Raw genomic sequence first — 20,700 nt, forward strand, 5'->3', positions numbered from 1 at the left:
GGCCGGGAGCACAACCATCGGCCGCATCCGCGTGTCTCGCACATGAATCACATCCGCGCGCACGCGTCTCGACGTCGCTTGCGCTCTGAGGAGGAACCGTGGGCATACGCCGACCCGCCCTTTCGACCGCCGTGGCCGCCGCCCTGATCGGGTCGCTCGGCGTGCCGATCGTCGCCGGCACCGCTGCCGCGAAGGACGGCGCGAGGGACGGGGGCGCCGCAGCCGTGGGCACCGTGCGCGAGGACTTCGACGGTGACGGCTACCAGGACGTCGCCGTCACCGCCCCCGGCGCAAAAGTCGGCGGCCATGCCTGGGCCGGCTACATCACGGTCAGCTATGGCTCGGCGCAGGGCATCGACCCCGCGCGCACCACGGTCATCACCCAGGACACCCCGGGCGTGCCCGGCGAATCGGGCGACGACAATGCCTTCGGCTACACGATGGTCTCCCGTGACCTGGACGGCGACGGCCTGGCCGACCTGGCGGTCAGGGCCCGCAGCTACCGGCCGGAGGACAACGTCAACGGATCGGTCATCGTCCTGTGGGGCCGCAAGGGCGGCATCTCGGGCCAAGACGCCGTCCGCGTCCCCGCACCGGCGAACGCGGATGTCGGGGACCACCTCACCGCGGGCGACTTCGACGGTGACGGACACCCGGACCTGTTCATGCGCAACGGCGACGACTACGACTACCACGACGTGCTCCACGGCCCCTTCGGCCGCGACGGCGCCCCCGCCCGCTCACAGCAGCTGAAGGTGTACAGCACCGACAACTCCATCAACTCCACCGCCGCGGGCGACTTCAACGGCGACGGCATCGAGGACCTGGCGACCTTCTACGTTTATGAGAACCACGCCGAGGGCGGCAAGCTGTGGCTGGGCAGCAAGTCCGGCCTGTCCACCGCTGCGAAGGCCCTGAATTCCGCATCCAGCACCGCCGTCGCCGACTTCGACCAGGACGGCTACGCCGACCTCGCCACCCGGATCATCCCGAACGGCGACACCGAGGGCACCGAGACGGACCCCGGCACCCTCAAGATCTACTACGGTTCGCCGTCCGGCCCCAGCCAGACCCGCACGCAGACCATCACACAGAACACGGCGGACGTGCCCGGGGCGAGCGAGAAGGGCGACCAGTTCGGCGGACGGCTGAGCGCGGGCGACGCGAACGGCGACGGATACCCCGACCTGGCCGTCGGCGTCCCCGGCGAGGCCATCGGCTCGAAGGCCAAGGCCGGAGCCGTGGTGCTCCTCAAGAGCGGCAAGAACGGGCTCACCGGCAAGGGATCGCAGGCCTTCCACCAGGACACGGCGGGCATACCGGGCGCCGCGGAGTCCGGCGACGTGTTCGGCAGTTCACTGCGGCTGCTCGACGTGAGCGGTGACGGCAAGGCGGACCTGACCGCGGGCGCGCCCGGCGAGAACCTGGGCACGGTCGTGAACGGCGGCGCGGTGTGGCTCCTGCGCGGCTCCGCCTCCGGAGTGACGGCCACGAACTCGACCGCCCAAAACCCGACGGACATCGGAGCACCGGCACCCAAAGCACTGTTCGGCGAAAACCTGAGCGCCGACAACGGCCCCGGAACAAGAATCCCCTAAGCCCCTGACAACGACCCGCCCGAAAGGGCGAAAGCGGCCGGCGATGTGACCGCTGACCTACACCGCAGACCCGTCGAGCGGCACAAAAGACAGCAACTCCACCGCACGCAGCACGCCACCTCCGAGACGACCACGTCACACACACCGGCCTCCACGGAGATGCCGCCGGACGCCCTGGAAACCGTACGGGAATTCTGGAACATATCCACACAGCCCCCCAGGACACCGAGAGACGAAGCGGAGGAAGCTCTGGACTCCTGGACGGGGCAACTCCTCACCCCACACCACTTCCACACGAAGGCTTTCCCGCTCACCGACCTCACCCTCGCATGAGGCTGAGGCGGAGCAGTGAAGCCGGTCCACCAGCCGGTCACTGCCGGGCCGTCCTCACACAACCGAAGCCGAACGATGCACGACTCGGGGTCGCCATGCCCGCAGCTTCGCACGGCTGGCCGAATGCAGCGGATACTGCTGCCGGAACCTGAGCCGTGACGGTCCATGGCGCGGAGTGTTCTTGCAGGTGACGCGATTATGGAGCTGCCTGAGGTTGTCGCTGGACCGATCAGAACCGGCCGCGATCGATTCGCCGCTTCCACCGAGATCCACCGCGCCACCGGCCGCCAGCTCGACCTCGACAACCCCCACGTGCCCCTCGACGACGAAGCCACGTTCGAGATGATCCGCCGCTCGGACACGCTGGGCTGCTTCCAGATCGAGTCACCGGGCCAGATGGATCTTGTGGGACGGCTGCAGCCCTGGTTCTCCAGACTTCGGTGTGTCTCATGAGACATCGGCGGACGTCTATGCGCGGGCTGGAGAGGCTGCATGAGCCGTCGAGTGGCGTTGGGAAGAGGCATCGGCTGGTCCGAGAGGTGGACCGCGCACAGCAGGCCGTTGTCTCCGGCGTCCGGACGGATGTCCGGCGGAGCATCTGAGCGCAGACAACGCGTCGACTCTGGGTGGTAGTTGAGCTTCGTGAGGCAGAATAGGGAGCTGTCGCAGTTGTTCCTGAAGCCGGTTGGGCACCAAGGTGCTTCCGTCGGCCTCACGCCTCGTGGCTGACGGTGGCCACGGCGAGGAAGCAGAGCGTGCTGAACGAGCTTGGCGTCTTCTGCGAGCGGTGCTTCGGCCTCGGTTTTGGTAGAGGTGAGTGGGAGTGCCGCAGCCGTCTTGGAACCGGGCAGAGGGGAAGTCAGAGGGCATCGCATGGGCACCGTAGACGAACAGATTCGTAGTGCTGCCAGCACGATCTCTTCGAACATTACGTCCCTGGGCCACGATCGAGCCCTACTGGCACAGAATATCCTCAGCCAGCTTCGCAACTTGGTCGAGGGCGTCATGGTGCGAGTTCACGCCGGCCGCGGAGACGTGGAGTTCCAGTACTCCTCCGTAAAACCTGCGGCAGGCCACGTGAGTTCGGATGCCAAGCTCAACTTCCTCGCGAGATTCCATAAGCTGCTTCAGATCAGTGCGTCGCACTACACAATGGGCGGCGATCCTTCCGAGCGGCTGATGCTCAAGTACTACGACTACCTGATTCGGATCCGAGACCTGGCTCGTACTCAGCTCAGTCTCGCTATTCTGCCGAATCTGGGAGACTTTCCCGTCGACCTCGACCCCTCGCTTCGGGAGTACCACGAGAAGATCGCGGCTCGGATCCAGGCTGCACGCGCGTTTCCACTCAGCCAAGTTCCCAAGGCTCGCTACTACATCCACGCAGTGCGCCCCTTCTACACGGGCGGGCACATCTACTACGAGGTGACCTTCTACAACGCCGTTAATAGGGTGAGCAAGTTCGATCGCATCATTGGCTTCACGGACATCGAAATCACTGATAAGCATGCGGCCAATCTGACGCTTGCGAGCGACTCGATTCAGGTACTCGGGCAGACCATGCCGATCACGATCATCCGCGAGTGGGAGGTGTCGATCCGGCCATGCGAGTTCGACAACTTCGCAAGGATCTTCGGCCAGACCATCAGTGCATCCTCCGGCAGTCCCGAGTATCGCTACCTGGCGCAGTATCTGACTGCAACCTCATCGAGCGTGCTCGACCTCGTAGACCTCTCAGATGATCAGTACTCGCGAGTGAGGACCTGGGTAACGCAGCGGTCGCAGGCGCCCCAGATCTTCCCCGTACTGGACATGGCACGCCAGATGATCCAGTCGAGGGCCGCCGGGCACAACGTACTCCGCTACCTGATGCTGCAGATGAACAACCAGTTCATTAAGTGGCAGTACAGGCCGGCCGCATGCGGTGTGCTGTCAGACCTTAATCTGGAGTACGGGTGCAAGCCGTTCGACGAGATGCCCTTCTGCACGTCTTTGTATAGGCATAACCCTCGATTTTCTGACCTTGTTGAGAGCTTGGACACGAGCGGTCACACTCATGAGTTCCTAGCTCGACGCGTAAAAACCAACGTCGAAGACCGCGGCATGCTCTATACGCCGGTAGCTGACCTGGAGGCTCTCGGGGACGTAGATCAGCTAGTCGCAGCCCACAATGGCAAGTTGTACTACAAGCACACTGCTCGGAAGCTACTCAAGGACAAGGGACACGTCTTCATCAAGGGCTATGAGGACGACATCGTCGAGATCATCACCAAGCTCCAGCAGCTCGCGGCTACAGGGATTGCTGGGTATGAGACTGCGGTCAAGCAGTGGCTCGCTCAGGCGACTCCCGCCCCCGACGACCCAATTAAGGTGCGGGCACTCCAGAAACTCTTCGCAGATTCGCAAGTCGCACTGATCTACGGGGCTGCTGGCACGGGCAAGTCGACGATGGTGGGCCTCATCGCCAACTATTTCAACGGCAAGGAAAAGCTCTTCCTCGCTCACACGCACCCGGCCGTCGACAACCTCAAGCGTCGAGTAAGTGCACAGAAGTCCACCTTTCGCACGATCAGCAGCCACATCGGCCGCAGCGACGTGACCGAATACGACGTCTTGGTTATCGATGAGTGCAGTACGGTCAGCAATTCTGACCTGCTCAAGGTGCTTGAGCAGACCTCCTTCAAACTCCTCGTGCTAGTGGGTGACGTCTTCCAGATTGAGTCAATTCAGTTTGGAAACTGGTTTGGGCTTTCCCGGTCGTTCATCCCGAGCACTGCAGTATTCGAACTTGAGACGCCTTTCAGGACCAAGAACGCGAACCTTTTGGACCTATGGTCGACTGTTCGCGAGTTGAAGGAGGACATCACGGAGACGCTGGCGCGCAACAGCTACTCCACGGTTCTCGATAAGTCTCTGTTTGCAGCACAGCGGAACGACGAGATCATCCTGTGCCTGAACTACGACGGCCTGTATGGCATCAACAACGTCAACCGGTTCCTCCAGAGCAGCAACCCTGGTGCGGCGACCGTTTGGGGTGCTTCGACCTACAAGGTCGGCGACCCGGTGCTGTTCAACGAGACTGATCGGTTCAAGCCGGTCATTTACAACAATCTGAAAGGCAAGATCGTAGCGATCCAGACGTTCCCTGGTCGGATCCAGTTCGATGTGTCGCTCGATCGACCGGTGACCGCCTTCGATGTTGATGGCGTCCAACTTCGCTACGTCCAGGACTCCACGGTGCAGTTCGATGTCTATGAGCGTGGCAGCGGGGACGACGATGACGACTCGACGACCGGGTCCGTACCGTTCCAGGTTGCCTACGCAGTATCCATCCACAAGGCACAGGGCCTGGAGTATGACTCGGTGAAGGTCGTGATCACGGACGCCAACGAGGACGACATCTCGCACAGCATCTTTTACACGGCGATCACCCGGGCACGCGAGCATCTCCAGATCTTCTGGACACCCGAGACCGAGCATGCCGTCCTGGGCAGCTTGCAGCGGAGTGTCAACAAGAAGGATGTCGCTTTGCTTTCAAGCCGACGTGGACTGAAGAAGGCACCGTGATCGGGTGGGGCAATTTTCAGGCTCTTCCCATCATGGTGTCCCGGCTGACGCCCGCCTCGCGCCAGAGGGTTTCACTGCCGGGTGGCTTGCGCTTGGCTGAGAGGGAGTGGAACGACGGCGGCTGAGCCGTTGTCTGCGTGTTCGCGAAGTGCGGCGTTCTCCGAGAGTAAAGTCATGATGACGGGTTGCGGCGGCGTCCGGCGCCGGGGCCGAAGCCGATGGTCTCGCCGCGGCTGTCCGCGGCGAAGAGTTCCTTGAGACGGTCGAAGCGGCGTTCGGCGATGGCGTTGTCGAGGTATTTGGCCCAGGTCGGGTCCTTGACCATGTAACCGGCGGTGGTCCGGTTGGCTAGGGCCCGGGTGGCGACGTGTTTGAGTTGCATGCCGACAGCGATCTCGGAGCCGGGGAAGTCGCGGGTGAGCATGGCCATGGTCCTGCGGAACATGTGTGGTGCGACGTGCTGCGGCGGGATCGCGTCGAGCCCGGTGACGTGGCGGGACTCGTTGACACGCCGGATGAAGTCCAGGAGTGCGTCGCCGCTGTCGAAGAGTGTCTCGGGCCCGTAGCCGGGAACGGAGCCGAAGGCGAGTTCAGGGTGCGGGGACAGCTGCTCGACTGTCTCGATGGCGCAGGCGACCTGGTCGACGATCCACCAGTGTTTGGTGGGCAGGTCCGGATCAAGTTTCTGCTTGGTCGACTTCACCGCTGTGGTGCCGAAGTATTCGACAACGGACCCCTTGGAGATCTCCCGGATCTCGGAGTCGCGCATCATCGACAAGGCGACGGCGAGGCAGTAGGAGGCATTGCGTAGAGCCAGGGCCTCGAAGTGCAGTTGCTGCGGCTGGAGCGATTCGTGCCAGGGACCACGTGTCCCGTCGGGCCGCTCGACCTCGGCCAGCCGGGGCAGCAGGCCGACCTGGACCCGGCCGTTCTCGGCGAGTTCCTCGACCGTGCGGCGGCGTGCCCGGCCGGACTTGGTGTCGATGGGGAAGAAGTTGAACCTGCGGGGATGACGCCCGAGGAGCGCGTTCAGCAGTGACCAGTTGACCGCCTGTCGCCCGTCCTGGGCGGGGCGGATGGGAACGCGGCTGGCGGGATCGTCCAGCCAGGCCGCGAAGCGGCGGTGAATCTCATCGATGTGGCCGTCGTGGTAGTCGGCCTGGATGGCCTTCCAGCGGTCGAGGGCCTTGAGGATGTCGGGGCCGAAGGTGTCAATGTAGGCCCAGGCGGCCCGGACCAGTGGGAACCAGGTCTCCGGCCTAATCACGGGCGTCTTCAGCGGGGCATCGCGCGAGATGTTGAGGATGTCGTGCGTGCTCTGTCCCGGCCAGGGGTCCGTCTCGCGGCCGCCGCAGGCCAGAACGGTGCGGAACCGGTGCAGAGCCCGGATGACCGTAATGGGCTCGACCTGGGTCGTCGTCCCGGGGGAAGCTGCTGATCATGAGCCCGTCGACTGTTCTGCCCGTAGACCTGTGTATGGGAAATCGCGAGTCGCGGCCGTGGATCGTCTCGGATGAGCTGTGGTCATTGATCGATCCGTTGCCGCCGCAGCCGGGCCGAAGCTGGTCGAGGGCAGACCGCGGGTGCCGGACCGGCAAGCTTTGTGCGGCATCCTCTTCGTCCTGCACACCGGCAACTACCGTCCGTTGAGGCAGTCGGCAAACCTGTGGCACATGAGCACCGTCCCGGGCCAGGATGCGGCTATGCGCGATGTCCAGGGCGATCCCCAGTTGCAGGATCTGGTTCGGCGGTTCGTCACGCCTGATCGGCGATACCTTCGGTTGGGCGGGAGCGTTTTCCGGTTGAGCCCGGTCGAGCGCTCCGCGTTTGTGCGGGATCTGGCTCAGGCCGCGTACGAAATCACGCCGGCGGACCTCGGCGTCCTCTTCGAGGGTGGATGGCGCGAGCGCAAGACTGCCGCCTGGCTGGATGCTGTGGCCCACAGGTCCGAGTTCCGCGAGCTCATAGGCCGGCTCCTGCTGGCCAGCGAGGGGCCGTATGCGGGCGCGGCATACTGCGTCGCCCTTGCGAAGTTCGGTACTGCAGCGGATGCCGAACTGCTCAGCGCATACCTTGATCACCACTTGTCGCGTCCCGACCTCGACTACGACCAGGCAGTCGTCCTTGGGACGCTTCTGTATCTCGATGAGCTTCTCGGCTCCGAGTACACGACACGGTTCCTTGCCCCGGCCGGTCCCTGGGACCGATGGCTCGACGTCCGGGCCGTGGCGGCTGTCGACCCGCATGACTGTCGGCAGGCCGTGCAGCACCTGTGTGCTTTCCTCGACGAGACCGCCGAGGTCTTCGCCTCGCCGGCCTGCGGGAGCTGATCATGACCGAGCGGGACATCATCCTCAACGAACTCGCCCAAGGACTGCGCCCGAAGTCACAGGGCATCGAGTGGTTCGACACCCACAGCCCGGACGAGCAGGCCGAGATACTCCTGTTCCTGTGCCACCACTGCGTGCAGGCGCGCGCCGTCACCGAGGACGGACCGCAGAGCATCCGACGTGCCGGGCTGCGCCCGACGCACACCCCGGCGGTCTTGATCACCCGCGGCCCCATCGACCAGCAACTGGGGAAGATCGCCGGCCTCACCCCCGTCGACGAACGACGCAAAGCGTTCCGGCTACTGATCGAGGTCCTCGCGGTCGCAGACGAACGGCGCCGCAAACGCTTCTGCTCCGGCGGATGCGGTCACTGGTGGCACAACCTGCCCGTCGCCGACGGGTGAGGACGAGTCCCCCGCCGCTGGCCTCCGCCCCTGGACTCCATGTGCGGCACCTATGTGGCGGGTCGCGGTCGACACATACAGCGGGTAGGCGACATACTCCATGCGCTGCCGCGCCTCCGGCTGTAGGGCTCACCTCCACCGAGCCTCCGGATCGAACGTCACCGCGCAGTCCCGTATCTCCACTCCCGGCACACCCGTATCCCCGCGCCCGGGCAGTACACGCACACTTCGGAAATCGGAAGCCATGAGCAGAGCAACCGGGACGTTCTCCACCTCTTTCCCTCCGGGATCGAGCGGGGATGCGCGGTAATAGCGCCTGGCGTACTCGATCAGTGCGTGGGGATCCGTCACCTCGCACTCGAACTCCACCGTGATCATGACGCGCTGCGAGCTTTCATCGCCGTCCATGGCACACCGCTTTCTTGTCATGCAGGCGGGCGCCCCCTGGTGCCGCCGCCGCTTCCGTTCAACGGAATCAGGGTCTCCAGGCGAGCGCCCCTCACCCAGGCTCCCAGTAGGTCGCGATGGAGGGCCACGATGTCCTGGCGCAGCGCCTGGCCGAGGGCGTCCTTGGTGAACGAGCGTCCGGTGGTGACGAACAGGGCGACATCCGCCCGGTGCTCGAGGCGGGCGGTGCCGACGAACTTCTGCATGTCCGGCGAGGACACGCTGCGCTGCGGCGCGTATTTCTTGCACTGGGCAACAAGTTTGCGGCCGTCCGGGAGATAGCCGATGACGTCGGCGCCCAGGTCGCCGCTCTTGCCGCTGACGACGACCTGCGTGCAGCCGTCCCGCCGGCACAGATCGGCGACGTAACGCTCGAACTCCTGCCAGGACAGCGCGTCGACCTCCGTCATCGACAGCTCCCGCGCCTTCGCCTCCTCCTGTGCCCGCCACAGCCGGTCGCGCCCGAGCGCGAGCCGGTGCGCCCGCCACAGGCCCCACCCGGCCCCGCCCGCCACCGCGATGGCGAGCCCCCACACCAGAACGGGCCACACGCTCGCCCAATTGCCCGCCACCCACACCGCAGCGACGACCGCCGCCACCGCGCCCCAGCCCTGCAATTGCCGGCGCGTACGCTTCCTCATCCGCCGACGCCGTCGTCGTGCCGCCATCACTCCCCCACTCCCCGTGCCCCTGGTCCGCAGTGTGGAAGGCCTGTCCGGCCCCGACAAGAGGGCCCGCCTCACCCACCGGACGCTGCGGCCAAACTCATTGGTCCTCGAACCGGATCGGGTAGGAGACCGTAGGCCGCGGTGCGGGCTTCGCATCCTCCTGGCCCTCGAAACGCACCGGGTACGTAGCCGTCGGCGCCGGTCGCGGATCTGGCCCCGGATCCCCGCTGCCGGACGCACCACTCGTCCCGCCGTAGCCCGCGACCACGATCCCCAGCAGGACCAGAATCGACAGATCCCGCCGCGCGCCGGGCGCCCAACGGAAGTGCCGGCGCACCTTCCTGCCGCCGCGCTCGTGCTCCTCCACCCAGGGCATGCCCGTCCTCCACCTCAACTCGGTTGCTAGACCGGTCCGTTGAGGCGAGGACACCAGCCAGGACTGACAACACGTCACGAGCGGGCAGCCGAAAGCGGCGGAATCCAGACGCCGATGCCTCCCCTGCACCTGCGGCGGAAGGCCATGACCAGGCTGTTCATGCGAGGCGACGGCCGAGACAAGCCGAATACGGCTGACCCGGACTGCAGCGTGATCCTGGCCACGTCCACTATGCCGGGATAGTCGCCCTGCACTTGCTCGACCACGGGCTCTGGGGCGTCGCCGACGATCAGGCTGCAGCGGCAGCAGTGCGGCCGGGGCCTCCTCCCTTGAGCTCCACCGCGGTCAGCGGCCACACTTCGCCGAGCAGCCCCGGGGTGTAGGCGATCGACTCCTCACGCACGGGGCGGTGCAGGTACTGGCGGCCGGCGACCCTACACAGCCAGGCGGCGGGAGACGGGATGCGCACCCCACGGAATGCTGGCCGTAGCGAAGGCGTCTACAGCTCTGCCGCCTCATGCGGCGCTACCCCTCTGGCGAGGGCGCTGGGCGAGCGAGCAGGCGTCCGGAGCGATGATCGCATTACCCGTGCTCAGGGTGAACCGGAGCGTGAACTCTCCGCCCGCAGAGGGGCCGTGCAAGGCCGTCATCCTCGGGTTCGCTATCACCGATGACGGGCCAGGAGTTGAAATTCCCGGCCGTGACCCAGGCAGCGGTGGACGTGGTAAACGGCGCGAAGGGGCCGAACTGATCACTGCGGACCCTCCACGGGGCGGTCGGCACGACCGTCACCACTCGGCGGTAGGGCACCAGTTCTCTGAACCCCCGCACCCACCGCGCATCAGCATCAGCTTGCGGGTGCGCGGCGGTGCCGACGGCCGGCCGATGCTTCTTACCAGCTGGTGAGATCCACAACGTGGGAGCAGTGGGGGTCCGTGCTGTCCTCCACCATGCGTTCTTCCTCGACGATGAAGGACGGAAGGGCCGCGAGAAGCGCGGTGACAGCGCCGGACGGTCGAACATCTGCGGCGATCACACCAATAGCGTCCTGGACGTCCAGGTACAGCCGTAGCCGATCTTGATCCAGGAAGAGGAACCCGAGCAATCGCGGGTCCGGCTGCTCCTCAGTGAAAGGATCGGCGATGGCGCGCAGGATCGTCAGCGCATTGTCCTGTCCCGTGGGCCTGGCCGCTTCCACGGAGGCGGAGTCCAGGTGGACGAGGGTCATGCCCATCACGCTGCTGATGCGATCACTGGGGTAGATGCGAGTGCCAGCGGTCAGCGTCCGCAAAATCCCGGTGATGTCATGTGTCGGCGTACAAGTGAACGTGCGCCACCTCGTACGGAGGAATGTGCTCCAAGTGTGGTGCGGTGATGGGGCGCGAGCCGTGAGTCTGCTGCTGTCGGTTCGGGGTGGCAGGGAGGCGGCTGGCGGTGGTCTTGGATCCACATCGGTGGCTGGAGTTGAGGCGGTTTCGTCCGCTGTATGAGTCCGGTGCGATGAGCCTGCGAGAGATCGCTAAGGAGACCGGGCTGAACCGTCGGACGGTCAGTAAGTACTTGAGGGCTCGGGCTCCGGTTGCGCCGCCAAAGCGGGAAGGGACTGGTCAGCGGCCTCGGCGGTTGGTGGACGAGGTTGCACCGCTGATCGATGCGATGCTCAGGTCCGAGGTTCTACTCAAGGCGTCGGTGATCCATGAACGTCTGGTCCAGGACTACGCGGTCACCATCAACTACCAGCGGGTGAAGCTGTATCTGCAGGAAGCCCGGCCGCGGATCGCGGAGGAGCTGGGCATCAGTCCCGGTGAGTTGGCGGGTCTGCACCGGCGGTTCGAGGTCGTTCCAGGTGCTCAGGCCCAGGTGGACTGGGGCGATGAGGGCAGGGTCCTGGCTCATGTCGGCATCCCGAAGGTCTTTTCGTTCCATATGACGTTGTCGTACTCGCGTGATCCGTTCTGCTGCTTCACCACCAGCCAGGATCTGGCGACGTTCTTCGACTGCCACCGCCGCGCGTTCGCGCACTTCGGCGGAGTGCCGATGAGCATCGTTTACGACCGCACCAAGACGGTGGTGCGCCGGCATGTCGCTCCAGGTGAGGCAGTCCCGCTGCACCCGGAAGCGGTCGCTTTCGCCGGGCACTACGACTTCGACATCGACGTTCTTGCCGCTTACCGGCCCCAGGGCAAGGGCCGGGTCGAGCGCCAGGTCGGCATCGTCCGGGACCACGTGCTGGCCGGGCGGGCCTTCTCCTGCGTCGAGGAGATGAACGCCGCCTTTGCGGCCTGGGTCCCGCTGCGTCGGTCGAAGGTCCATGGCACCCACGGCGAGATCATCGGGCATCGCGCCGGACGTGATCACACGGCTCTGCGGCCGCTGCCGACAACTCCGTATGTGGTTTCCCAGCGGCATCTGCGGCATGTCGGCAAGGACTGCCTCGTTGCCTTCGACGCGAACCTCTACTCGGTTCCTGCCCGCAAGGTCCGCCCTCGCCAACTGGTCGAGATCCGGGCCACGAAGTCCCAGATCACGCTGCATGCAACGGTCGCCGACCTGAACGGCCAGACGCTGCTTGCGGCCCATCGAAGGGCGGTTGGACGAGGCGCCCGCATCGTGGATGAGACCCACTGGGAGGGTCTGCCCACCGGCGCCGGCCGCCGCGTCACGACCGGGGACGACCTCTCCTCTCCCCGCCGCGGCCAGCCTCTGGGAGTGCCGAGCGGCCCGCTGCAGAATCTGCTGAACCGAGCCGCCGTCGCAAGTGTCGAGGTCGGCCGTCGTCCGCTGTCTGTCTATGACGAGCTGACCGGCACTCGTCCCTTCACGACCAACGCACCGACGAAGGAAGTCCGTTGAGCGAGCTGACCAGCAACCGCATCCGCTCCACCGCCGGCAAGCTCGGCCTGCCGCATCTGGCCGAAGCCCTGAACCAGTACATCCAGCGGGCGGACGAGGCCAAGATGGGCTATCTCGATCTGCTTGATCTGGTGCTGGCTGAGGAACTCGTGGTCCGTGAGGATCGCCGCTTCCGCAACGGGCTTCGGCTCTCGAAACTGCCGCACCATAAGACCCTCGAGGACTATGACTTCTCGTTTCAGCCCGATCTTGACCCGCGCAAGGTCAAAGACCTGGCCGCGCTTTCCTTCGTCGAGGACAAGGCCAACGTCGCCCTGCTCGGGCCGCCTGGAGTCGGCAAGACTCACATCGCTGTTGCCCTGGCCGTCGCGGCCTGCCGGGCGGGCTACTCGATCTACTTCACCAGTCTCGACGACATGGTCCGCCAGCTCAAGGCTGCCGAAGACCAGGGCCGGCTGATGAGCAAGCTCACCAGCTATCTCCGCCCCGCCGTCCTCGTCGTTGACGAGGTGGGCTATCAGCCTCTGGAGCGGGCCGAGGCCAACCTAGTCTTCCAGGTCATCTCCAAGCGCTACGAAAAGGGCTCCATCATCCTGACGTCGAACAAGACCTTCAGCGAATGGGGACAGGTCTTCGGCGACGAGGTCCTGGCCACCGCAATCCTTGATCGGCTCCTGCATCACTGCGAGGTTGTCCCGATCAACGGCAACAGCTATCGACTCAAGAACCGCCTCCAGGCCATCGAGCGGGACACCGAAGTGGCCTGAGCAGTGGTGCACATACCTTCGTACTCAGTGGTGCACTCAGACGAGTACGCGGACATCATGTGCCGTGACGATGTCGTCATGCACCCGAAGGGGGATCTCGTAGGCCATCAAGCGGTTCGGAGTGTAGGCGTTCGCTGCGCCCGTCACGACGCGCACGGCTTCGGCCGGGGCCGGGAGGGGCAGGATGCCCCGGATGTACAGAGTGTCAGTCAGAGGTGCCTGGACATGGTGGAGCAGCAGACGCGTGACGTCCGCCTGCCGCTCCGCGATCTCTTCGTCCATAGTTGTCACTCGTTGACCCAGTTGGGGCACTTGTTCATGCCCTTGCAGTAGGCGGTGATGACGCCGATTTTCTGGCCGACGCTCGCATCGTAGCGTCGGTCGGAGGTCTTTCGTGCGTACCGCGCGACGACGATGATCGTCACCTGGCGGGCCGCCGTTGATCGCGTAACCCCAGTACCCCAGGCGCGCGCCACTCACCTTGTCCGGCTTGCCGTTGAGGGGGGCGTTGACGACCTTGCACTTCTTGATGTTGTGCTTACCCGAAAAATGGTTCCAACCGAGTTCGCCGTTGCCCACGCGCGTGGGCACGGTCCAGCCATCTGCCCCAGGCCGCTGACCGACCCGGCCGTGCGCCTGTTCCTGCTGCACCACGCCGGCGGCTCGCACCTGCTCTACCGAGGCTGCACGGAGCACTTCCCCGAGGGCTGGGAGCTCTGCCTCCTAGAGGCACCCGGCCGAGGCCGGTCGCCCCTGTTACTCCTGGTCGACGACTGCGGCCGGTTGGTCGACTCCCTACACGCCGCCATCGCCCCGCTGCTCGACCGGCCCTTCGGATTCTTCGGTCACAGCATGGGCGCCCTGATCGCCTACCAGCTCACACGCCGCCTTCACGAGCGAGGCCCGCTGCCCACTTGGCTGGGCGTGTCCGCCTACGGCGCCCCGCAGGGCGCCCCCGCCGCCGCCCAGCCTCATCGGCGCGGACCGGCTGCTCTCCTGGCGAGCGTTCACGGCGCACTTCGGCGGACTCGACGGCCGCCGTGACGGCAGCGATGCGGTCCGCCGCGTCATGAGCGCATCTACAGTGCTCCGCCCCTCCGCCGACGACCAGCCCCTGGGGTGCCCGAGTGGGGAGGAGCTGGCTGTCAGGCGCCGGGATCGATTTCGGGATGCGTGAACCTCACCGGCTTGCCCAGCGACCGGGCGTAGGCGATCTCAGCGCGGGTGCTGTCCCCGATGTAGTCGCCGACGACGAGAACCTCATCAGCGAGAACGATCTTGGACCGGTGCAGTTCGTCGAGCCGGATCTGCAACGCTTGAGCCTCGACGGGATCGGACCAAAGATCGTGCGACGACTTCATGTCACAGCCCGGCTTGACGACAATCTTCGCGGGCCGAGCGATGGTCTCCCGCAACTCGGCCTCAGCCATCTCGGCCATGAAGCGAGTGGAGCCGCAGATCACGACGATCCGCGGGAAGTTCAGCTGCTTCTTCGCGTCGGCGAGCTTCGCCTCCGGGGTGCTCAACTGCGCGGAGTCCACGGGTTCCTCCTGATCGTGCGGCCCGAGAGGAGCCTGCGAAACGAGATCCAAGAGCGCCCAGCGGTAATCGGCAAACGCGTTCTCGCGACGGAACGCTAGTGTCCTGCGCCAGAGATCCGTCGGCAGAAGCGGGCGAGGGAGTCGAGGATCTCTTGGGCTGTCTTGGTCCAGATGAAGGGCTTGGGGTTCTGGTTCCAGTCCTTGACCCAGGCTCGGATGTCGGCTTCCAGGGCCTGGATGTTCTTGTGTGCGCCGCGGCGGATCATCTGGTGGGCCAGGTAGCCGAACCACCGCTCGACCTGGTTGATCCAGGAGGATCCGGTCGGGGTGAAGTGCAGTTCGAAGCGCGGGTGACTGGCCAGCCAGGTCTTGATCGCGGGGGTTTTGTGGGTGCCGTAGTTGTCCACGATCAGATGCACCTGCAGGTGGGCGGGCACCGCCTTGTCGATCCGGATCAGGAACTTCTTGAACTCCGCGGCCCGGTGCCGGCGGTGCAGGGCGGTGATGACCTCGCCCGTGGCGACGTCGAACGCGGCGAACAAGGTGGTCAGGCCGTTGCGCACGTAGTCGTGGGTGCGCCGCTCGGGCATGCCCGGCATCATCGGCAGCACCGGCTGGGACCGGTCCAGGGCCTGGATCTGGGACTTCTCATCCACCGACAGCACCACCGCACCCTCGGGCGGGTTGAAATACAGACCCGCCACGTCGTAGACCTTCTCCACGAACAGCGGCTCCGTCGACAGCTTGAAGGTGTCCGCCAGGTGCGGCTTGAGCTGGAACTGCCGCCAGATCCGGCCCACCGTCGACTTCGACAGGCCGCTGTGCCGGGCCATCGAGGTGCGCGACCAGTGGGTGGCATCCCTCGGCAACTGTTCCAGCGTGGAGACCACGACGGCTTCCACCTGGTCGACACTGATCGTGGGCGGCCGGCCCGGCCTCGGCTCGTCGACCAGACCCTCCAGCCGTTCGCCAAGGAGCCGCCGCCACTTGCGCACCGTGTCTGCGGTCACCCGCAGATCCCGGGCAACCGCGACGATCGCGGGCACCTCAGGACCCGCACACGCCAGCACGATGCGGGTCCGTAACGCCAGCGCCTGGGCCGACGTCGCACGACGCGTCCACCGCTCCAACTGGGCCTGTTCTTCAACGGATAGAAGAAGCGGCTCTAGCTTGGGACCGCGACGCGGGACTGACCCTTCAGCAGCAGAAGTCACCATGCGCTAACTAACGACCATTTACTGGTGCAGGACACTAGCCGCCCGGGCATCAGGTGGTGGCGCGAAGGGTGTCGCGGAGGCTGGTGGCGGAGTCGGCGAGGGCTTGGAGTTCGAGGGTGCGGGGGTCGGGAGGGGCGGGGGCGCCGAAGAGGAGGAGGCCGATGAGGCGGTCAAGGAGGGCGGCGGCGCGGGCGCGGTCTGCCGGTGGGCCGGTGGGGAGGGTGTCGGCGAGGGTGAGGATCAGCGTGGTGGCTTCGGCCGCGGCGTCTCGTTGGCGGGTCCGTTCCGCGGCCGGGTCGGGAGCGCCGCGGACGAACGAGGTCTCGTGGTGACGCTGGGACAGGCCGGTGAGGGCCTCGGCGAGGTCGAGACTGTGGTCGCCGGGCAGGGCGGCGTAGACGCGGCGGAGCAGGTCGGCGGCGTGGACGCTGGGGCCGGAATCCGGTGAGCCGAAGGAGGCCACCCCGATCAGGCGGGACAGGAGGGGGGCCATGCGTGTCAGGTCGGATGCGGGCGGCGCGGCTTGGACCAGGGGGCGGAGGAGTGCGAGGGCTTCGGCGGCGGCCTCTCGCTGGCGGGTGAGTTCGGCGGGTGGGTCGGGGTGGCCGGGACGGACAGCCGCCGAGTGGTGGATGAGTGCCTCGTTCGTCCAGACGGCGGCGATGTCGAGGCGGTGGTCGCCGGGTAGGCGGGCGTACAGGTCCCGGGCTACGGCCCCTGCCGCGACGGCGTCGGCGCTGTCGGCGGCGCCGAAGGCCAGGTAGCCCGGCAGACCGGCGATGCGGGAGGCGAGGTCGGGTGCCGGGGGCTGTTCCGCGGCCAGGAACTGGTAGAGCTGCCAGGCGCTTTGGGCTGCGGCCAGTTGGAGCGGGATGTCGGCGGGGTGGGCGGCGCGGGCGATGGCGTGGAATCTTCCGGCGGCGGCGAGGAGCCCGGCGCTGTCCAGTTCGGGGGTGTTGAGACGAGCCTGGCGGAATTGGTCCAGGGTCTCGTGGGTGAGGGACAGGGCGGCGGTGGTCTGCCCCGTGCGGAGGCGGTCGACGGCCAGGTCCGTATAAGCGGGCCACAGCCGGTCGTACCAGGCGGAACAGGCCGGCTTGCCGGTCCGCTTGGGGTCGAGCGGGTTGCGGTAGTCGAGGACGAGGGGGGCGTCACAGCCCGGGGTGTGGATCTCCAGCATGCCCGTATGGCCGTCCGAGCGCAGGAACTCGCCGCTGACCAGGGGCAGGGTGTCCAGGTCCTGGACGTCGCCGCGTTCGTCTTGGATGCGGGCGCGGTACTTGCTGTCCTGGTGGCTGAACCAGATGCGGAAGCCGGTGCCGTCCGGGGCATGGAACACGTGGGTCGAGCCGTGCTCCAGGATGCTCGGCAGATGGTTGTTGGACTGCACGATCCGGTCGCGGAAGTCGTCGAAGGTACGGGCCGACGCCTCGGCGGCGTAGACGAACCCCAGATTGTTCACGGGGGGCAGGCGAGGCTGGTCGGGCAGGGGCGGCGGCGGGAGCGGTGCGGCGGGAGGACGGTAGACGGCCAGGTGGATGCCGAGGTGGGACAGATCGGTGAAGATCCACGGGCCGGGGGCGGTGAAGGAGCCGTCCCGCGAGATTCGCAGGTTGAGCAGGTCGGAGCCCTCGCCCTTCCACGCAAGACAGAGCAGGCCGGCCGCGGAGGCGAGGGCGGGCGGTTCGGTGCTGATGTCCGGCAGGATGACCTTGGACGTGAGCCCGTCGATGCCGAAGTCGCCGGCGGTGCTGCCGTACAGGACGACGCGGGCGAGGTTCAGGTCCTCGTTCCCGGATCCGCGCCAGCCGAGGTAGAGCAGGTCGTCGTGGGTGGTGAGGGCCGGGCCCCTGTCGCTGTACTCGCCGAAAATGTGCTTGCCGTGGAACGTCAGACCGTCGTCGCCCGAGAAGGCGAGGTTGAGGTCCTCGTTGCCGGATCCGCGCCAGCCGAGGAAGAGCCGCCCCTGGCAGGAGCCGAGCGCGGGTGCGCCGTCGCTGGTGTCGCCGAGGACGGCCTTGCGCTCGAGGCCCTCGATGTCGTATGTACCCGCGGTGCTGCCGATCAGCACGATGCGGGCCACGTTCAGTCGTTGTTCGCCCTCGCCCGTCCAGGCGAGGTACACGCGGCCGTTGTGGGAGGCCAGCGCGGGCGCCATGTCGGAGCTGTCGCCGAGCGTGGTGGGGGTGGAGAAGGTGCGCCCGTCGTCGGCGGAGACGGCGAGGTTGAGCTGATTGTTCCCGGCGCCCTTCCAGGCCAGGTAGAGCAGGTCGTCCTGGGACGCGATGGCCGGAGTGGTCTCGGTCGTGAACGCGTAGGTGACGACGTCCTGGAGTCCTTCGATGCCGTCGATGCCCATCAGCGTGGTGGTCTGCGCCCGCGCGATGTTGATGTTCTCGTTGCCCGAGCCCTTCCACGCCACGTACAGACGGTCCTTGTGCGTGCATACCGCCGGCCCGTGTGAGCTGGTTTGCCCGATGATCTGCTTCTCCGCCGGACGCAGGTTCGCGCCCGCCATGATGCCGCGGTGGACCCCGATATTGACCGCGGACATCTTCTCTGCGTACGGGTCCTCGTCGGGGTCGTATCGGTTGACGACATACGGATCGAGCTGGGGATCCGGCCAGGACTCGAACCTGAGCAGGTCGGCGTAGGCGACGTCGGCGCCGGTCGGGATGAGCGTGGTGGCCTGGGCTCTGGCGGTCTGCTCCCAACTGTTGACGCCGATGTTGAACTCGTCGCGTCCGTAGCCGCTGTTGAGGAAGTTTCCTCCGGCGGTCAGCAGGAAGGACGGCGAGCGGTAGTAGATTTCCAGGCCGCCGTCGGCGTCGTCGGGTGAGGTGGTGAGGCGAGGACGGTTGCCGTGGAAGAAGCGGTGCAGCGAGGGCGGCGTCGTGCGGTCCATCGCGATGAGGTAGGCCGCGGCCGGCGGACGGTAGGAACTCGTCGCCGCGATCAGCGCGGTGTCGGTGAGCGAGGGCGGGAAGCGGGCGGGGTTCCCGGCGGTGTCGATGTACCCGGTATAGGCGGCGAACATCCCCGTCACCTGGTCGCCGGAGGCGGCGAACAGGTCGTTGCGCTCGTTCGCGGCGTGGTTGATCCGGTGCTGCACACGCCGGAAGGGGCTCACGCGGCGCACTCGGTTGCTGGAGACCGCGTATTTGACCATGGTGTAGTCGAGTAGCACCTGCGCGGCCGTGCGGATCTGTGGGTCTCGCGCGAACTCGTACAGGTTGAGCAACGAGTGCAGCGCGAGGCGGGCGTAGGGCCTGGAATTGAATTCCAGGAAGTCATGCTTGGCGACGCGCTGGAGATATCCCAGGAGCCAGTCGCGCAGCCCGTTCTTTACGTTGTCGTACGCGGGGTAGGGGTTCCTGTCGTGCAAGAGCTGGTTGTTGAGGTACCGGCAGCTCTCGATCATGAGCAGGTGGTTCTCGGTCTCGGGGACGTCGATGTTGAGGAATGTCACCTCGTAGTACTCGATCGACGGGCGGTGGCCGCTCGTCATGTGGTAAGGGATCAACGTGTCGAGGATGAAGTCGTGGTCCTCGGGACCGAACAGGCCGGGGTAGCGGCAGACGGCCGTCATCAAACCCTTGAGCGCGATGTCGTAATCGCGTTTCGTGCCGACCTCGCCGTCTCCGGCATTCCAGTGATGCAGCACCTTGGGGATGAGGGTGCGACTGGCCTCGGCTCCGGGGGCGGCGAACGCCGGGTCCGCAGCCGCGGCGTGGAGGTGCGCGATGAGCGCGGTGGCGGCGTCCTCGCTGAACTCCCTGCCGCCCGGGTCGTCGAACTCGCCGAGAGGGTGCGTGTAGGCGTAGTGGCGAGCGATCCCCAGGGCCCGTTCCTCATGGCTGGCGTAGGCCGCTTCCGGGGTTCCGTTCAGTGCCGGGGCGTCGAGGTGGGAGTCGGGGAGGGGCATGCGTCACCTCGGCGGCAAGAGTTGTGACTTTCTGCTCTCTGCTGTGACTCAACACCAATCCGCCAATTTCCGTCAAGGGGGGAAATTTCGAACGTTTGACGGCATCCCGAAAGGCGCGAGTTGCGTGAGTTCGCCGAGATGGCCTGGCGCGAAGGGGCCTCCGGCCACGCGAACGGCACGGGTGATGGCAGACCGTCCGGAAGGCGGAGCCTCCAGGCTTTGAAAATGACTTGTCTTGGTCGACAGCCAGTTCTACCGGGCCTCCGCTCCCCCTGTCCGGTGAAATCGCAGCCGAGAGACCCCGCAACAACCCAACCGGACCCGTAACTTCACGGCCTTGGCACTGAGTAGGACTCCGCTAGGTCTGTCTTGGTCTTGCTGTTCGGGTGGGCAGGGGCTGGTGGCAGGTGGTGCAGATGCCGGTGCTGCTCACCGTCCGCTCCGCGCACGCGCGGGTGGTCCCTGCTCGCAACCCTTGACGACTTCCACCCCGCCCCATGTCTCCGTCACCGAGCGGTGGATCTTGCTGGGGACGGGGTGCCCCTGCCCGTGCGTCGCAGACCGCAGGCGCGTGGTGGCTACTCGCGCAGTCTTGTATCCCTGACGGGGTGTGCTCCGCAGGCCGTCGTCGTGCCTCTTCCCGTCCCAGTCCATCGTTCCATGGGGACGGAACT

At 66.1% G+C, this 20,700-nt stretch carries 15 protein-coding genes and 1 pseudogene; 8 read left to right on the forward strand and 8 right to left on the reverse strand.

What is annotated here, in order from left to right; all coding sequences use genetic code 11:
* Positions 1–98 precede the first annotated feature (98 nt).
* The 3 genes and pseudogenes from QBL25_RS00105 (at position 99) to QBL25_RS00115 (ending at position 5,498) form a co-directional block, all read left to right on the forward strand.
* On the forward strand, positions 99–1,598 hold the full coding sequence (locus tag QBL25_RS00105) for an FG-GAP-like repeat-containing protein (protein WP_409054875.1): 1,500 nt from the start codon (positions 99–101) through the stop codon (positions 1,596–1,598).
* Between the two features lie 588 nt (positions 1,599–2,186).
* A pseudogene (locus QBL25_RS00110) lies at positions 2,187–2,354 on the forward strand (hypothetical protein); the annotation flags it as partial.
* 450 nt (positions 2,355–2,804) lie between these two features.
* Positions 2,805–5,498 carry an ATP-dependent RecD-like DNA helicase gene (locus QBL25_RS00115; RefSeq protein ID WP_409054876.1) on the forward strand — a complete coding sequence of 898 codons (2,694 nt, stop codon included), beginning with the start codon at positions 2,805–2,807 and terminating at the stop codon, positions 5,496–5,498.
* 172 nt (positions 5,499–5,670) lie between these two features.
* Here the strand turns inward: QBL25_RS00115 and QBL25_RS00120 are convergent, their stop codons facing one another.
* On the reverse strand, positions 5,671–6,765 hold the full coding sequence (locus QBL25_RS00120) for a hypothetical protein (protein ID WP_409054877.1): 1,095 nt from the start codon (positions 6,763–6,765) through the stop codon (positions 5,671–5,673).
* A 253-nt stretch (positions 6,766–7,018) separates the two neighbouring features.
* Between QBL25_RS00120 and QBL25_RS00125 the strand changes: the two genes are divergently transcribed.
* A complete protein-coding gene (locus QBL25_RS00125) occupies positions 7,019–7,828 on the forward strand; it encodes a DUF6000 family protein (protein ID WP_409054878.1) in 810 nt (269 codons plus the stop codon).
* A gap of 2 nt (positions 7,829–7,830) precedes the next feature.
* The gene (locus QBL25_RS00130; protein ID WP_409054879.1) at positions 7,831–8,232 is read left to right on the forward strand and encodes a DUF5958 family protein; all 402 of its coding nucleotides are present in this window, start codon (positions 7,831–7,833) and stop codon (positions 8,230–8,232) included.
* Between the two features lie 129 nt (positions 8,233–8,361).
* Here QBL25_RS00130 and QBL25_RS00135 read toward each other — a convergent pair whose 3' ends face one another.
* The 3 genes from QBL25_RS00135 to QBL25_RS00145 all read right to left on the reverse strand — a co-directional run bounded on the left by QBL25_RS00135 (position 8,362) and on the right by QBL25_RS00145 (position 10,951).
* Positions 8,362–8,640 (reverse strand): hypothetical protein, encoded by a 279-nt coding sequence (locus tag QBL25_RS00135; protein WP_409054880.1) that lies wholly within the window; start codon positions 8,638–8,640, stop codon positions 8,362–8,364.
* A 17-nt stretch (positions 8,641–8,657) separates the two neighbouring features.
* A complete protein-coding gene (locus QBL25_RS00140; RefSeq protein WP_409054881.1) occupies positions 8,658–9,320 on the reverse strand; it encodes a restriction endonuclease in 663 nt (220 codons plus the stop codon).
* Positions 9,321–10,615: 1,295 nt separating this feature from the next.
* Complete coding sequence (locus QBL25_RS00145) at positions 10,616–10,951, reverse strand: hypothetical protein (protein WP_409054882.1); 336 nt, start codon at positions 10,949–10,951, stop codon at positions 10,616–10,618.
* Between the two features lie 206 nt (positions 10,952–11,157).
* Between QBL25_RS00145 and istA the strand changes: the two genes are divergently transcribed.
* Together istA and istB are read left to right on the forward strand one after the other, a co-directional pair.
* Positions 11,158–12,576 carry an IS21 family transposase gene (gene istA / locus QBL25_RS00150; RefSeq protein WP_409054883.1) on the forward strand — a complete coding sequence of 473 codons (1,419 nt, stop codon included), beginning with the start codon at positions 11,158–11,160 and terminating at the stop codon, positions 12,574–12,576.
* Positions 12,573–13,343, forward strand: coding sequence for an IS21-like element helper ATPase IstB (gene istB / locus QBL25_RS00155; protein WP_409054884.1), 771 nt, complete (start codon positions 12,573–12,575; stop codon positions 13,341–13,343). Before istA ends, istB begins: the two co-directional genes overlap by 4 nt.
* Before the next feature lie 36 nt (positions 13,344–13,379).
* On the opposite strand, the gene QBL25_RS00160 is transcribed toward istB, so the two are convergent.
* Positions 13,380–13,997, reverse strand: a complete 618-nt coding sequence (locus QBL25_RS00160; RefSeq protein WP_409054885.1) for a hypothetical protein — start codon at positions 13,995–13,997, stop codon at positions 13,380–13,382.
* Here QBL25_RS00160 and QBL25_RS00165 point away from each other — a divergent pair.
* Positions 13,974–14,387 carry a thioesterase II family protein gene (locus QBL25_RS00165; protein ID WP_409054886.1) on the forward strand — a complete coding sequence of 138 codons (414 nt, stop codon included), beginning with the start codon at positions 13,974–13,976 and terminating at the stop codon, positions 14,385–14,387. The two genes, QBL25_RS00160 and QBL25_RS00165, sit on opposite strands and share 24 nt — an antisense overlap.
* A 101-nt stretch (positions 14,388–14,488) precedes the next feature.
* Here the strand turns inward: QBL25_RS00165 and QBL25_RS00170 are convergent, their stop codons facing one another.
* From QBL25_RS00170 to QBL25_RS00180, 3 genes are all read right to left on the reverse strand, one after another.
* Positions 14,489–14,884 carry a hypothetical protein gene (locus tag QBL25_RS00170; RefSeq protein ID WP_409054887.1) on the reverse strand — a complete coding sequence of 132 codons (396 nt, stop codon included), beginning with the start codon at positions 14,882–14,884 and terminating at the stop codon, positions 14,489–14,491.
* A 95-nt stretch (positions 14,885–14,979) separates the two neighbouring features.
* Complete coding sequence (locus QBL25_RS00175; RefSeq protein ID WP_409054888.1) at positions 14,980–16,101, reverse strand: IS630 family transposase; 1,122 nt, start codon at positions 16,099–16,101, stop codon at positions 14,980–14,982.
* A gap of 49 nt (positions 16,102–16,150) precedes the next feature.
* The gene (locus QBL25_RS00180; protein WP_409054889.1) at positions 16,151–20,026 is read right to left on the reverse strand and encodes a hypothetical protein; all 3,876 of its coding nucleotides are present in this window, start codon (positions 20,024–20,026) and stop codon (positions 16,151–16,153) included.
* Positions 20,027–20,700 lie beyond the last annotated feature (674 nt).

Origin of the sequence: Streptomyces sp. SYP-A7185, assembly GCF_046103685.1 — a bacterium.
GTDB lineage: Bacteria > Actinomycetota > Actinomycetes > Streptomycetales > Streptomycetaceae > Streptomyces.